Here is a 14,853-nt window from a genome sequence, read left to right as displayed (position 1 = left end):
ATTCCCTGAAAAAATGCCAAAATAAACGCTTTTGCCCTCCATAAGCGGAAAATCTTCCGTTATTTCTCCTAAAAGGGACTCCGTTGAGGAAATAACAGGAAAAATTCCGCTTAAGGGCGAGAGATGATTGGAGCAAAATAGGGTCTTTTTAGACAAAGCGAAAATCGATTGGATTCTTGAAAGCTAATTGGCGTTTCACTCGATTTTTTTGTACGAGGAAAATCGATGGGCTTGCGTTAATGGCTAAATGAACAGACAAAAATAGAGAAAGGTGAATTCGAGTACCCTCAGGATTCACCTTTCTCTTTATTAGAAGCTAGTTATGTTCCAGTATGTTTTATTGTTCAGGATTAATCGTAATGGTGTCTTTTTGTTTTAATAAGATTTCATTCTTCTTGCTTCTTGATGTTAAAAGAATAAAATAGCTTAAGACACCGAAAAGACAGGAAATAAAAAATGCGTGTGAAAGAGCAATAAATAAATTCAATCTTGTTAAGACAACTAGTGCCCCCGATGTTACTTGAAGAGAAACAAGGGTAAATGCTACGATCCAGCCCCAATACACAACTTTTTGATGTTTATAATGTTTAATTGCTAGATAGGTGATATAGGCAATCCAAATGAAGATAAGGCCTGCTGCAAAACGATGGCCCATTTGCACCCATTCGTGAAAGGAGTTAGGGATATTAGGTTCCGAGTTAATGCACAATGGCCAATCTCTACATACTAAGCTCGCATTTACATGCCTCACTAATGCTCCCGTATAGACAACAACAAAGCTGTATAATGTAACTCCAATAATATGCTTACGCATTCTACTATCTAAAATAAGCTTGTCTGCTTCAAATTTCTTATCTACTTCAAAAATCAATAGCGTTAGTAGAAATACTGCTGCAAATGATATGAGGGAGACGCCAAAATGAATCGCTAGAATGAAATCAGATTGCCCCCAAATGACAGCTCCTGCACCGATTAAGCCCTGTAGCACTAGAAAGGAGAAAGAAAGTAAAGAGAGGAATTTCGTCTCTCGTATATGTCCAATTGCTTTCCAGGACCAATAAGACAAAATAAGTACCATCAAACCGACTGCTCCAGATACCACTCTGTGTGCTAGTTCGATGACCAACTCTATCGTTATATCAGTAGGAATGAGTTGACCATTACATAATGGCCATGACCGCCCACAGCCCATCCCTGATTCTGTTTTAGTCACTAGTGCCCCGCCAAGAAGAATTAATAACATTCCGATTGTCGTGAGCACAGCAAACCATTTTAGTGACTTTCTCAATATAATACACCTACTTTAAAAAAATCAATTTGTCATCCTGTAAACCATATCACGAATATTTTATCAATAGAATAGATTTTCCCATTTTTTTATACCGCTTTTTTGATAGTACACAAAAAAAATGGAATTTACAATGGTATATGAATTTATCAACATTATTATAGTAAAAAGGTTGCAAAATGTATAAGAGTTTGCTAGAAATATATAAGAGTTCATTTCGCTTAAAAAAGATCGCAAGCTCATTATATTTTTTTGTGAAGATATTTAAGTCAAGATTCATTCCTATACATATATGATCATGGTACTTTTGGAGAATGTATTATTGTTATCGTAAGAAAACAACAGAGAAAATATGAAGTTTTATTCAAAGTTCACAAAAAAGCCAAAAAATATTCAAAAAATGTTCACAGATCATGCTAAAATATGGTTTAATAAAAGAGACAGAAAGCCTTATATAATAACGATATTTAATAACATTAACACTGTGTCAATAGTGAAAAAATTATCCTGAAAAAAATTTGCAGAGTAGCCTCGTTTCCGTTGCAAATATAGTGATGTAGTCGAGTTTCTAAACGCTTTATTTGTGATAGGTTTTTTAGGAGGAAGAAAAATGAGTGATTTGAGGGCTTTAAGTGAAATGCCATCACCTAATGGTGAACAAGGTATACAAGGAACTGTGCCGAAGACAAATGCTTGGAAAGATTTTTTAGCTCTAATCAAAGTTGGAATTGTCAATTCCAATATGATTACTACCTTTACTGGCCTTTGGCTAGCGCTTTATTTTACGAACACGAGTTTTTTAGCCAGTCTTGACATTATTTTCTATACGTTAGCGGGTTCCGCTCTCATTATTGCAGGTTCTTGTGCCATTAATAATTTCTATGATCGAGATATCGATCCTTTAATGGAACGAACTAAGTCAAGACCAACCGTCACTGGAAAGGTCAGTGGGACAACAACCTTGTTGTTGGGAGTAGGTTTTGTCGCAGTCGGTATTATCTTTCTTTTACTGACAACGTTTACAGCCACACTGATTGGAATTGTCGGTATTGTAAGCTATGTATTTTTATATACGATGTGGAGTAAAAGAAAATTTGTTTCCAACACGATAGTAGGAAGTATTTCAGGAGCTGTTCCCCCATTAATTGGATGGGCAGCCATTGATCCAAGTCTCGATATGATTGCTTGGAGCTTATTTTTAATTATGTTTGCTTGGCAACCTCCTCATTTTTATGCATTAGCAATGAGAAGAGTTGAAGAATATAGGGCAGCAGGTATTCCAATGCTTCCAGTGATTAAAGGTTTTGATGTGACAAAGAAACATATACTAGCTTGGGTCATCATATTATTTCCAGTACCGTTTTTATTAACTTCCTTAGGTATACCTTTTTTAATACTAGCTACCCTATTAAATATAGGCTGGCTATTCATTGGAATAAACGGTTATCGGAAAAAGGATGACATCAAGTGGGCCAAGTCTATGTTTGTATACTCATTACAATATATGACTATTATGTTTGTAGCTATGGTAATTGTCACACTTGTGTAGATTTTTTTCATTATTAGTTTCTTACATAAGAATTACTGTTTCAGTTTTAGTGAAAATTAAGTAGACACCAAAGCAACAACCAATTATTGGGAGAATTTTTCTTTACGTATTAAGTAAAGGGGATTTATCTATAAATATTTTTCAAGAGAGTTAATTTCATAAAGCACCTGCTGATGACAACGACTTCCAAAAAAGGCATTGATTTTAGCATGAAGTGTTTATGGAATTCTTGACATTCCATTGGAATCGTATTCGTTTTCAAACGATGATTAGACTTTGTGAAATTTTCTCATCCAAATTCAAATATTTTTTATATGAAAGAGGGGTATGTTCAAGCTATGAAAAAGCTAGCAAAATGGCGTCTGTTCTCATTATTAGCGTTTGTGGCGCTCATTCTTTCTGGTTGTGGCAAACCGTATTTATCAACGCTTCAACCGGCTGGTGAGGTTGCTCAAAGTCAATATGAGCTGATGAAATTAAGTACGATCATAATGGTTGGGGTAATTGCGATCGTAACAATCATCTTTTTAGTTGTTGTTTTCCGTTTTAAGCGGAAAGATGAACAAATTCCTAAGCAAGTGGAAGGTAGTCATAAATTAGAAATTATCTGGACTGTTATTCCAATTTTATTATTACTTGTTTTGGCTGTCCCAACGGTAGTGGAAACATTCAGACTTGCGGATGTGTCCGCAATGGACGAGGTTAATGAAGAAGGCGAAACAGATGCACTTGTTATAAATGTTCGTGCAAATCTTTATTGGTGGGAGTTTGAATATCCAAATCAAAAGATCGTAACAAGTCAGGAACTAGTTGTACCAACAGATGAAAAGGTTTATTTTAACTTGAAAGCCTCTGATGTGAAGCATTCATTCTGGATTCCATCGATTGGAGGAAAGATGGATACGAACACTGATAACATTAATAAATTCTGGTTGAATTTTGATTCTGAAGGTGCTGAAAAAGCTGGAGAGCTATTCTATGGAAAATGTGCAGAGCTTTGTGGTCCATCTCATGCATTAATGGACTTTAAAGTAAGAGCACTTCCTAGTGACCAATTCGATCAATGGGTTGCTTCCATGCAAGCAATTGAAGAACCTGCTGAAACAGAAGTTGCTCTTGCGCGAGAAGGTCAATCGCTTTTCAATGAAAGCTGTATTAGCTGTCATGCTGTTACACCAGGAAATGATACACCAGAAGCAGCTCGTATTGCGCCGAATTTAACTAATTTTGGTGAGCGTGCATATGTAGCGGGAATTTTAGAAAATAGCGAAGCGAATATCAAAAAATGGTTGGCTGACCCTGAAACAGTGAAGCCAGGAAACAAAATGAGTAAAACTTACGGAGATTTAACACCTAAGCAAATCGATGCTTTAACTGCTTATTTAATGAGCTTAAAAGTAGAGGAATAACCGTATTTACTTACTGTAAATGACAAATTACAACGATATATGACCTTAATTATATTCTTTGTATAGCTAGGGGATTAGTTTTCAAAGGGAGGTAAAATTGTGAGTACGTACGCTCAGAAAAAGGGGTTCGGAGCAACAATTTGGGACTATTTAACAACCGTTGACCACAAGAAAATTGCAATCCTGTATTTTATAGCCGGAGGATTCTTTTTTGTTGTCGGTGGTCTCGAAGCGATGTTTATCCGAATTCAGCTAGCAGTGCCGAATAGCGATTTCGTAAGTGCTGGTCTTTTTAATCAAATATTAACGATGCATGGTACAACGATGATTTTCTTGGCAGCAATGCCATTGTTATTTGGGTTTATGAATGCGGTTATGCCGTTACAAATAGGTGCTCGTGATGTTGCGTTTCCTTTCATTAATGCACTTGGATTTTGGTTATTCTTCTTTGGAGGAGTATTCTTAAATCTATCATGGTTTCTAGGAGGAGCTCCTGATGCTGGATGGACGTCTTATGCATCGCTTGCTCTTGAATCTGGGGGACATGGAATTGATTTCTACTTATTAGGTTTACAAATATCTGGTGCTGGTACATTAATGGGCGGGATTAACTTCCTCGTAACGATCATTAATATGCGCGCACCGGGAATGACTTATATGCGTATGCCTTTATTCACTTGGACAACATTTGTGGCATCAGCATTAATTCTATTCGCATTCCCTCCATTAACAGTAGGGATTTTCTTATTAATGTTTGATCGACTATTTGGCTCCAATTTCTTTGTAACTGCTGCTGGTGGTAACACCGTTATTTGGGAGCACTTGTTCTGGATTTTTGGGCACCCTGAAGTATACATTCTGGTACTTCCTGCATTTGGTATTTTTTCAGAAATTATTCCAGTTTTCTCAAGAAAAAGACTTTTTGGTTACTCATCCATGGTTTTTGCAACGGTCTTAATTGGATTCTTAGGATTCATGGTTTGGGCTCACCATATGTTTACAGTTGGACTTGGACCAATTGCCAATGCAATCTTCGCAGTAGCAACAATGGCTATTGCTGTTCCAACCGGTATAAAGATATTTAACTGGCTCTTTACGATGTGGGGAGGAAGTATTAAGTTTACCACTCCAATGCATTATGCAGTAGCCTTTATTCCTTCATTCTTAATGGGGGGAGTTACAGGGGTTATGCTAGCAAGTGCTGCTGCTGACTATCAGTACCATGATACGTACTTTGTTGTCGCTCACTTCCACTACGTAATTGTCGGTGGTGTTGTATTTGCTATCCTTGGTGGTACAGCGTTCTACTGGCCAAAAATGTTTGGTACGATGTTAAATGAAACATTAGGAAAAATCACTTTCTGGTTATTCTTTGTTGGTTTCCATTTAACCTTCTTTATTCAACATTTCTTAGGTCTTTGGGGAATGCCTAGACGTATTTTTACGTTCCTTGAAGGGCAAGGCTTTGAAACTGCGAACTTTGTAAGTACTGTTGGCGCATTCTTTATGGCTGCTGCAACGATTGTGTTAGTTGTTAACATTATTATCACAACGGTTAAAAATGAAAGAGTGGGTAATGACCCATGGGGTGATGGAAGAACGCTTGAATGGGCAATCCCATCTCCACCACCATTTTACAATTTTAAACAGCTTCCATTAGTCCGTGGCTTAGACCCACTTTGGATTGAAAAGATGGAAGGGAAAAAAGGAATGACTCCAGCAGAGCCATTAGGAGATATCCACATGCCAAATGCATCTTTTATTCCTTTCGTTATTTCATTCGGATTATTTGTTGCAGCGTTTGGAGCGATGTACCGACTTGACTATGCATGGGGATTACCGGTCTTAATTATCGGTCTAGCGATTACATTCGGTTCTATGTTCTTACGTTCTGTGAAGGATGACCACGGCTTCCATATTCATAAGGAAGACTTAATTGATGAAGATGATGATAAGGGGGTTAAGGCATAATGCACGCTGAAGAAAAAATGACACTTGAAAAATGGCCTGCGGCGCCTGAAAAGCAAACCCTTGAAGCGAAGAATAAATTCCTTGGATTCTGGTTATTTCTAGGGGGGGAGACGGTACTGTTTGCCTCTCTCTTCGCAACTTATCTTGCCTTAAAGGATAAGGTTCCAGGGCCAGATCATGCTTTAGCTAAGGATTTATTCGAAATACCGTTAGCCTTTTTAATGACGATGCTTCTATTAACAAGTTCACTAACAAGTGTATATGCAATGTATCACATGAAAAACTTTGAATTTAAGAAAATGCAGTTATGGCTTGGTGTTACGGTCCTTCTTGGACTTGGATTCCTTGGCTGTGAAATTTATGAGTTTTATCATTATGTACATCACTATGAGCATACATTTACAAGTAGTGCTTTTGGTTCAGCATTTTACACATTAGTTGGTTTTCATGGAGGGCACGTTGTATTTGGGTTATCATGGATTATTGTCTTAATGGTTCGAAATGCGAATAGAGGATTAAGTCTATACAATGCACCAAAGTTCTATATCGCTAGTCTATACTGGCATTTCATCGATGTTGTATGGGTATTTATCTTCTCTGTAGTATATCTAATGGGAATGGTGGGATAAACTATGGAAAATAATCAGACGAATACGGGAAATGCGACTGTAGATATCGCTTATCGTCGTAAAAAGAATGCCGAGGAAATGAGACATCAGGTTATTACCTTTGCCATGATGATTTTCTTCACAATCGTTGCCTTTGTAGCAGTCGGCTCCGGAATGACCGGTTGGTTTACTGTTCCATTCATTCTGTTACTTGCAGCGATTCAAGTTATTTTTCAGCTCTATTATTTCATGCATATGAGCCATAAAGGGCATGAAGCACCAGCGTTATTTTTGTACTCTGGTTTGCTTGTAGGATTAATTACCGTCCTTGCATTTATGACAATTGTTTGGTGGTAAGTTTACTTGAAAATCGGCTATATTAGGCCGATTTTCTTTTTTAAGTTATAATAAGTTTGAGGGGTACTAATCAAGAAATACAATGTTAACCGTTCAATCTCAAATCAAGGAATGAATAGAGGTGATGGATTCATGTTATCTTTAAATATGTTTGGCTTTCAAGCGTTGTGGAGTCCTTTTTTCTTTGTGGCAATGGTAGCCCTTTTAGTTATCTACTTTCTCATTACAGTAACTTGGAGAAATCGATTTAAGGATTCAGAACCTTTAACGATGAGGCAGGGAATACTATTTTCCACAGCTGTCATTCTTTTATATGTGATTAAGGGTTCGCCGATAGATTTAATGAGCCATCTAATGTTTTATGCGCATATGATTCAAATGGGAGTTTTATATTTAATCATTCCTCCACTCTTTATTGTGGGAATTCCACAATGGATTTGGAAGAAAGTGTTGAGTATGCCAATTGTGCGTCCGCTCTATAAGTTTTTTACGAAACCAATCATTGCTTTAATTTTGTTCAATGGTATCTTTTCCTTTTACCATATTCCGTTAATATTTGATGTGATCAAGACTGATATGCTCTTACATGCTTCATACACGGTTCTATTGTTCTTGATGGCTATTTTTATGTGGTGGCCACTCGTGAACCAGGTGGAAGGGGAAAAGAGATTAAGTGGTGTGAAGAAGATTGGCTACATCTTTGCTGATGGAGTATTATTAACACCTGCGTGTGCCTTAATTATTTTCGCTGATGTACCGATGTATGCTACATTTTCTGATCCTAGTGCCTGGGCCAAGGCTCTAGAGCTTTGTGTCTCGCCAACTGTTTTAACTGGATTAAGTTTAAGTGGTCCGGAAATGTTTAACTCCATGTCCTTGCTTCATGATCAGCAATTGGGTGGAGTACTGATGAAAGTCATTCAAGAAATCGTTTATGGTGTTGTTCTATTCCAAGTCTTTTTTGAATGGTATAAAAAAGAACAAGAGGAGTCAGAGGCTGAACTTCTTCATCTAGACCCTCAGACAATTAAGTAATGATATTATGCACCTTTTCCAGGTGCTTTTTTTCTTTTAAAAAAGTACGCTCATCAGTGATAAAAAGAGTGTTGCTGATATAATGCAATAAATTCTATTAAAAAAATCACATTTTTAAGAATAAATATGGCAGAATTAGCACATTTTTCGTATATTGCCATCTGAAGATTGAAAATGTATGGATAGTCTACTAAAATTATTCTTATGTAGATAAGTTTGGAATATCGGTTCCGATACATAATTTATTTGGATATGAAGAAAGGAATAAAGTGATGAATTTTAATTTACCTATTTTACCAACTATAAGCACGACTTTTATTGTTTTGAGTGCGATCACAGTGGCGATTGGTTGGAGCCAAATTAGACGAGGAAAAAGAGAAGCTCACCAAAAGACGATGTTTTTAGGTGCAATATTTGCGATTATTTTCTTTGTTATTTATGCTTCTAGAACGATTTTTATTGGAAATACAGCTTTCGGTGGTCCAGATGATATTAAAATTTACTATACAATCTTTTTAATTTTTCATATCACATTAGCCACAGTTGGGGCGGTTCTAGGGATTATGTCTCTTGTTACAGGATATCAAAAAAAGTTTGCATTTCATCGTAAATTAGGGCCAATTACAAGTTATATTTGGTTCTTTACAGCCATAACAGGCGTCGCGGTTTATTTATTACTTTATGTATTCTATCATGGTGGGGAAACGACTTCAGTCATTAAAGCTATATTAGGACTATAATAAAAGGCAGTACCAATGTCATTGAATGAGACATTGATACTGCCTTATTTCTATATCTTAAAATTCATTTTAATAATGCCAGCTTCTTTGGCAGAATTAAAGGCGATGAGCAATAATGGTCCAATCACGAATCCTAGAATACCAAGAATTTTTAGACCTAGATACATAGCGATTAATGTGGCTAATGGCGATAATCCGATATGACTTCCCATTACTTTTGGTTCTACCGTCCTGCGAATGATTAATAAAACCGCTGCAAGAACAGCTAATTGTGTTCCAAGTGATATATCACCAGTGATCAAATGGAATAAAGCCCATGGACCCAGAATCACAATTGATCCGATGATTGGGATAAAGTCAATCAGCCAAAGTATAAGTGCCATTATAAAGGCGATCTCAGGTTTAATAAATAATAAACCAATGAGAGAGACAATGAAGATGATGATACTTACTAAAAATTGAGCTTTAAAGAATCCGAAAATAACGAAAGAGAGTCTTGATGTCATAAACTGTACCTTTTGAGCTGTTTTTTCTTTCAAGAAAGAATACATTCCTTCACGAAGTCTTGGTAGCTCTAGTAAGAACAAGAATAGGGCAATCAAGTAGACAAGAAAACTGACCAAATAGTTTGGAATATTTGTTAACAATGACTTTACGTTGTCAATATTGACGTACGCGACCAAATCATTCCTTGTTTTATTTAGAAAACTTTGTACTTGTTGACTAATTTCAGTTACAACTTCTTTTGGCATATCCTTTGCTGCGTTAGCAAAGTCCTTTTCTATATTAAGCCATGCTTTTGTAATCTCGTTAATATACATTGGTGCATTTTCAACTAGCTTAATGATTTCGGTTATGACTTTGGTTGTCACAAAATATCCACTAACTCCAATGAATAGTAGAAAGAGTAGGAACACGATCAATACGGCTAGTTGTTGATTTAATTTCGTCTTTCTGCGTAACCATTTAACAATTGGATGCAAGAACAATGCTGTAACTAAAGCTACTATCAGTGGAACTGATACAGGTAGAATGAAGTAAAGAAGGGCAGCGACGAGGATTACGATTAACACAATCATTGCCATCCGCTTTGTGAAAAAACTGGACAAGGTAGAACCCCTTTCTAAATAACAATAATACAAAGATTGGTTGAAGATTGAGAAAATAAAACGGAGGTTAATGCACGCGAAACTTTATTTTAGAAACGTATAATTAAATTATAGTATATAAAACATCATTTAAACAACACGAATTGTCTACTCTTTTTTTCTATTATAGATGTATCGTCTAATGGACGTAAAGAAAAAGACTCCACTCAAGTGAGTGGGTCTTTTCTTTAGTATTTTTTGAAGGTAACAGTGAATTAATTTGCGAACTTGTCTATTTCGGCTTTTAATTCTGTTAAGATTTTTTCACACTGGCTTACTAAAGAGCTAGGGAAATTTTCGCCTTCTCCATACTCTACACCATGTGGGTAATAGTGCTTGCCTAACAATGGAGTAAGAAGCTGTAGAATCCCTCTGTTAGCACCGACATCCCCTTCAACTGTATAGCCTAGAATGCGAAGGTAAAATACGCCCTCTTTTAATTCGAACTTTCGATCGTAGGATACTCTCTCATAATCCCACTGTTCAGCGCGAATTAATCCATAATCTGCCATTACGTCATCTAAACGTTTTAGATCAGCTTTTACTTTATCGAATCCTAAATTCTCAAATTTCATCTAGATCCCTCCTAAAACAAGTGAAACATAACTCGATTTGAATATCATATGTAGAATTTTACTAAAATAATCCCAAATCTAATAATAGTGGAAAAGTGGAAAAGTTGCAATGACAACGTAAAAGAAAACACAGTTCTTTCACATTTCATGCATTCTATATTTATGTTTTTCTCTGGTTTGGAAAGACTATGTATGGAGGTTATCATTACATCGAAAAATTCGAATGAATTTAGGAGGAAAAAAAGTGCAAAGAGTGAAAGAGATTATGAGTGATGAGGTGGAGTGCTGTACCTTACTCGATAACGTATATGAAGTAGCTGTTAAAATGAAAGAATGGGATGTTGGAGCGATTCCAATTGTGGATGGAGAAAAACTAGTTGGAATGATTACCGACAGAGATCTCGTCATTCGAGGCATTGCTGAGAAGAAGCCTGGTTCGACAAAGGTGGAAGAAGTGATGAGTGATGATTTGATTACTGTAACAGCCGATATGACTGCAAAAGAAGCATCCGATCTAATGGCAGAGCACCAAATTAGAAGGTTACCTGTAGTCGAAGGAAAGAAATTAATAGGAATCGTTTCACTGGGCGACTTTGCTGTTCGAAAAATGATTGACTACCAAGCTGGTAAAGCGTTGTCAGAGATTTCGGAATCCACTGATAGTGATGTGCAACATTAAAAAGTAGGATGTTATTGAACATAAATAGAAATAGCCCCCAGACTGTAGGAAAACTCGAAGATTTTCGAGTTTTCCTACAGTCTTTTTTCTTTGGTAGGTTGATTGTAACTTCCTGAAGATCATTTAGTACGTAAGCTAGAGTCGGACATTGATTTTTCGTTCATCTATCCCTTGGTTGAAAACCTCTATTCAGGAATCGGTCGTCCAAGTATCCTCAAATTCATCCATTTGTGCCAAATGCTCATTGCTCTCACAGTGTACGGAGAGTAAAAACCATCAAAAGCTTATACAACGTCATATTTGGGAAGCTTACTTAGAAGAGGCAGAACATCTACGTCACAACGATGAAATCAAACAGATATACGCGAAACGTAAAGAGACGATTGAACGTGTCTTTGTGTTTGCGTTGGAAAAGCAGGGTATGCGATGGACAACCTTACGAGGTCTTAAATACAAGTCTATGCAGGCGATGCTTACATTTGCTGCCATGAATTTGAAAAAATGGCAAATCGGACTTGGCAACCTGCCCTAAGTGAGAGCCAAACTAGTTGATTGGAGCGGAAGGTGCTTGACTCCTGGGGGAGTAGCGTGACAGGCGAGACCCCGCACGAGCGATCAGCGAGGAGGAGGCTCGGCGCACGCCCCCCGGAAAGCAAGCACCTGGAGCGGAAATCAACGTATTTCAGCCACAATTCCATCCAGAAATGAGAAAAAACACCGAGAGAGTCCTCTCGATGCCTTTTGTCGACACTCTAGCCCCATGAAACATTATGGGGTTATTTCTATTTATATTCAATTTGAAAGATTTCAAAGAAAATAATAGATGATATAATCATATTATTATCTACTATAGGCATAGAATAATAGAAATAAAATAAATTCCTTATTTAAAAGAAAAGAGAGGAGGCAAACCTCTGCGAGCCCTTATTCGAATTCTTGTATTAATTGCGGCAGTATTAGCAGTTGTATTCTACTTAAATTTATCCTTCGGAGAAGAAGTGTTAGTTAACGAATATCCAGATACTCCGCAGGAAGATAAAACACTAGTAGAGGAAACAAAAGACGAGACAGATAACCCACAAATCGAGGCTCCCTCCACAGGATTAGCCACATTAATTGGCGAAGATGTGTCTTTTTTAGAAGAAAGATTAGGTAAGCCTTCAAGAGTTGATGAGTCATCATATGGTTATGATTGGTGGATTTATAAGAAGAGTTTTCAAGAGTATATTCAAGTAGGTGTTCGTAACGAAACTGTAGTAACACTATATGCAATTGGCAATGATGTCGATATCACTCCATTTAAATTAGGCCAACCAGTTGAAGAAATTTATGCGTCCGTACCCATTGGGCCGTATATTAGCCTGATGCACGATGGGAGCTCATATCGTTTTGAGTTAACAGAGAATGATATGAATACTCGTCCACTTGTACAAATGGGAGATTTTTACGTTCAATTTTACATCGACAAATTCGATGGAACCTTCTCAAGTGTAAGATTTATGGATGCGGAGACATTAATCAAATTACAACCGTATGAACTCGTCTATGTTGGAGAGTTGATAGAGGTCAAGCCTTGGGAGATAGGGAGCGAATCTGCGATTGCTAGAGGAAATGCGGAACAGATCTTTGATATTTCCAATGTGATGCGTGTAAGGCATCAATTAAATCCATTGGAAAAAGATGAAATGGTTGCGGAAGTAGCGTTAGCCCATAGTATAGATATGTTTGAAAGCGAAGATTTCTCCCATACTTCAAAAACATCTGGTGAATTATCTGATCGATTAGTAGCAGGTGAAGTGTTTTATCAGCTAGCAGGGGAAAATATTGCAGCCAATTATTCAGACGCACCTGCAGTAATGGAAGGCTGGCTAAATAGTAAAGGACACAGGGAAACCCTTCTAAATGGAGAGTTTACTCATATTGGTGTCGGAGTATATAATCTCCATTATACGCAGAATTTTATCCAAAAATGGCATGATGAATAAATGTAGGTGAGGGCATATTATAAGTCCTCACCTTTTCATAATTCATTATTATTTCCTTTCAATAATGAAGAAACTGCCGGTAGCTTGGGCGATTTTTTGACCATCAGAGCGAAAGACATCGGCATTTACTAACAATGTTTTTGAACCATGATGACTGATTTTTGCTTTACATGTAATATCATTACCAATGCCTGGTGCTATGTAATTGATATTTAGCTGAGTTGTGACTCCCGCTTTGTCATTTGGTAATGTTTGATGAACCAAAGCTCCCATCGCCGTATCAATGACGGTCGCAGTTATGCCTCCATGAAGAATCTTTAAGGGATTGTTAACCATTGGGTGTAAAGGAATCTTAATTTCCAATCCATCCTCGGTAATTTTATAATTCATATGGAGCAAACGATTGATATAGGAATGTTCCTTATCATCCAATCCTTCAAGTATGTGTTCTAATACTGTTAACTCTTCCTCAGTACCATTTTCTATGATTTTTTGGAAACGTTCTTTCAGGTTATCTTGCAAAAAATTCACCCCACTCAATTTGTTCTTTCGTATGATTCACATCTTTTATGACTTTATCATATCGTACCATAGGAGACTTATTTGGATATAGAAAAAACGAACAATCATTGAGTTGAGTTTCACAAGTATCAAGGTGAATGACCACTTGTAGCGCGCCGTTTTGAAATTGATAAATGTATACATGCCCTTTGTTTGAGGTGAGAAAGCATGGAAAAGAAACAACTCCATCCTTCTGTTCAACAATTTAAAGAATTTGTCAAAGAACATCCGGAAATGGTGATGGAAGTAAGAAAAGGAAAAGCAACATGGCAGGAGCTTTTTGAGGAATGGTATTTACTTGGAGAAGAGGACTCACGTTGGAATGAATTTAAAGGAACTAAGGAAAAAGAGCAAGATAAGAAAGAATGGATCCCACAAGTTATGAACGCTGTGAAGAACGTTGATCCCAATCAACTGCAAGGACATATAACGAATTTAAGTCAAGCACTTGGAGCTATACAAGGTTTAATCCTACAATTCCAAGGAGGAAAACAGGGAAATACAACGAATAATCATTCAACGAATCAGGCACCAAATCCATTCCAGTTTAGAAAAGATTAATAAAGGGGGATGGATATGAGGAAAGATATGATGGAAATAATTTATGCGGATCCTGACTTGAAGAGATTTTTACGTGAACAACCTGTTTGGTATCGAAAGCTTGCAAGAAATCCAAATGATTTTCAAGTATTTCAAATCGCATCCCTACATTATCATCAAAAAACCATACCCCATCGCGTTGAAAAATTTTCCAACGGTGTTTATATGGCATCGATGATGATGAGCATGTTTCAAGCAATGAATCAAAATCTTTCATAAAACAACTTTCTCACTTCTAAAGGGAAGGTTGTTTTTTCATGTTCTCATGTTGTAAGAGAGTAAAAAAAGATTTGTTAGCAAACAATATTACTACATTTACATAGTTGGAAGTCAAGAATTGGAAGGGGG

General features: G+C 36.9%; 15 protein-coding genes and 1 pseudogene. 12 read left to right on the top strand and 4 right to left on the bottom strand.

The window, feature by feature from the left end; genetic code table 11:
• Window positions 1-337 precede the first annotated feature (337 nt).
• Window positions 338-1,288 (bottom strand): COX15/CtaA family protein, encoded by a 951-nt coding sequence (locus tag AA0X71_RS15125; RefSeq protein WP_413356131.1) that lies wholly within the window; start codon window positions 1,286-1,288, stop codon window positions 338-340.
• Window positions 1,289-1,898: 610 nt separating this feature from the next.
• On the opposite strand from AA0X71_RS15125, the gene cyoE reads away from it, so the two are divergent.
• The 7 genes from cyoE to AA0X71_RS15090 all read left to right on the top strand — a co-directional run bounded on the left by cyoE (window position 1,899) and on the right by AA0X71_RS15090 (window position 8,957).
• Window positions 1,899-2,837: a heme o synthase gene (gene cyoE / locus AA0X71_RS15120; RefSeq protein ID WP_413356130.1), complete on the top strand. Its 939-nt coding sequence runs from the start codon at window positions 1,899-1,901 to the stop codon at window positions 2,835-2,837.
• 338 nt (window positions 2,838-3,175) lie between these two features.
• On the top strand, window positions 3,176-4,246 hold the full coding sequence (gene coxB / locus AA0X71_RS15115) for a cytochrome c oxidase subunit II (protein ID WP_413356129.1): 1,071 nt from the start codon (window positions 3,176-3,178) through the stop codon (window positions 4,244-4,246).
• Between the two features lie 99 nt (window positions 4,247-4,345).
• Window positions 4,346-6,217: a cytochrome c oxidase subunit I gene (gene ctaD / locus AA0X71_RS15110; protein WP_413356128.1), complete on the top strand. Its 1,872-nt coding sequence runs from the start codon at window positions 4,346-4,348 to the stop codon at window positions 6,215-6,217.
• Window positions 6,217-6,846, top strand: coding sequence for a cytochrome (ubi)quinol oxidase subunit III (locus AA0X71_RS15105; protein ID WP_413356127.1), 630 nt, complete (start codon window positions 6,217-6,219; stop codon window positions 6,844-6,846). The genes ctaD and AA0X71_RS15105 overlap by 1 nt, the downstream gene beginning before the upstream one ends.
• A gap of 3 nt (window positions 6,847-6,849) precedes the next feature.
• Window positions 6,850-7,182: a cytochrome c oxidase subunit IVB gene (ctaF, locus tag AA0X71_RS15100; protein WP_413356126.1), complete on the top strand. Its 333-nt coding sequence runs from the start codon at window positions 6,850-6,852 to the stop codon at window positions 7,180-7,182.
• A gap of 132 nt (window positions 7,183-7,314) precedes the next feature.
• Entirely contained in the window at window positions 7,315-8,217 is a 903-nt protein-coding gene (gene ctaG / locus AA0X71_RS15095) for a cytochrome c oxidase assembly factor CtaG (protein WP_413356125.1), read from the top strand.
• A gap of 272 nt (window positions 8,218-8,489) precedes the next feature.
• The gene (locus tag AA0X71_RS15090; protein WP_413356124.1) at window positions 8,490-8,957 is read left to right on the top strand and encodes a DUF420 domain-containing protein; all 468 of its coding nucleotides are present in this window, start codon (window positions 8,490-8,492) and stop codon (window positions 8,955-8,957) included.
• A gap of 50 nt (window positions 8,958-9,007) precedes the next feature.
• Here the strand turns inward: AA0X71_RS15090 and ytvI are convergent, their stop codons facing one another.
• Both ytvI and AA0X71_RS15080 read right to left on the bottom strand, forming a co-directional pair.
• A complete protein-coding gene (gene ytvI / locus AA0X71_RS15085; protein ID WP_413356123.1) occupies window positions 9,008-10,066 on the bottom strand; it encodes a sporulation integral membrane protein YtvI in 1,059 nt (352 codons plus the stop codon).
• Window positions 10,067-10,320: 254 nt separating this feature from the next.
• Window positions 10,321-10,680: a YugN family protein gene (locus tag AA0X71_RS15080; protein ID WP_413356122.1), complete on the bottom strand. Its 360-nt coding sequence runs from the start codon at window positions 10,678-10,680 to the stop codon at window positions 10,321-10,323.
• 244 nt (window positions 10,681-10,924) lie between these two features.
• Between AA0X71_RS15080 and AA0X71_RS15075 the strand changes: the two genes are divergently transcribed.
• The 3 genes and pseudogenes from AA0X71_RS15075 (at window position 10,925) to AA0X71_RS15065 (ending at window position 13,344) form a co-directional block, all read left to right on the top strand.
• Entirely contained in the window at window positions 10,925-11,359 is a 435-nt protein-coding gene (locus AA0X71_RS15075) for a CBS domain-containing protein (RefSeq protein WP_413356121.1), read from the top strand.
• Between the two features lie 205 nt (window positions 11,360-11,564).
• Window positions 11,565-11,891 (top strand): annotated as a pseudogene (locus AA0X71_RS15070) (transposase); the annotation flags it as partial.
• 466 nt (window positions 11,892-12,357) lie between these two features.
• Window positions 12,358-13,344 (top strand): CAP domain-containing protein, encoded by a 987-nt coding sequence (locus AA0X71_RS15065; protein ID WP_413356120.1) that lies wholly within the window; start codon window positions 12,358-12,360, stop codon window positions 13,342-13,344.
• Between the two features lie 48 nt (window positions 13,345-13,392).
• Here the strand turns inward: AA0X71_RS15065 and AA0X71_RS15060 are convergent, their stop codons facing one another.
• Complete coding sequence (locus AA0X71_RS15060) at window positions 13,393-13,866, bottom strand: PaaI family thioesterase (protein ID WP_413356119.1); 474 nt, start codon at window positions 13,864-13,866, stop codon at window positions 13,393-13,395.
• Between the two features lie 207 nt (window positions 13,867-14,073).
• Between AA0X71_RS15060 and AA0X71_RS15055 the strand changes: the two genes are divergently transcribed.
• Both AA0X71_RS15055 and AA0X71_RS15050 read left to right on the top strand, forming a co-directional pair.
• The gene (locus AA0X71_RS15055; RefSeq protein WP_413356118.1) at window positions 14,074-14,466 is read left to right on the top strand and encodes a YlbD family protein; all 393 of its coding nucleotides are present in this window, start codon (window positions 14,074-14,076) and stop codon (window positions 14,464-14,466) included.
• 15 nt (window positions 14,467-14,481) lie between these two features.
• Window positions 14,482-14,724, top strand: a complete 243-nt coding sequence (locus tag AA0X71_RS15050; RefSeq protein WP_413356117.1) for a YlbE-like family protein — start codon at window positions 14,482-14,484, stop codon at window positions 14,722-14,724.
• The last annotated feature ends 129 nt before the right edge of the window (window positions 14,725-14,853 follow it).

The organism is Robertmurraya phoenicis (genome assembly GCF_047302285.1).
Lineage (GTDB): Bacteria > Bacillota > Bacilli > Bacillales > Cytobacillaceae > Robertmurraya.
The sequence above is the reverse complement of the archived record's forward strand: the minus strand, read 5'-3'. Positions and strand labels throughout refer to the sequence as shown.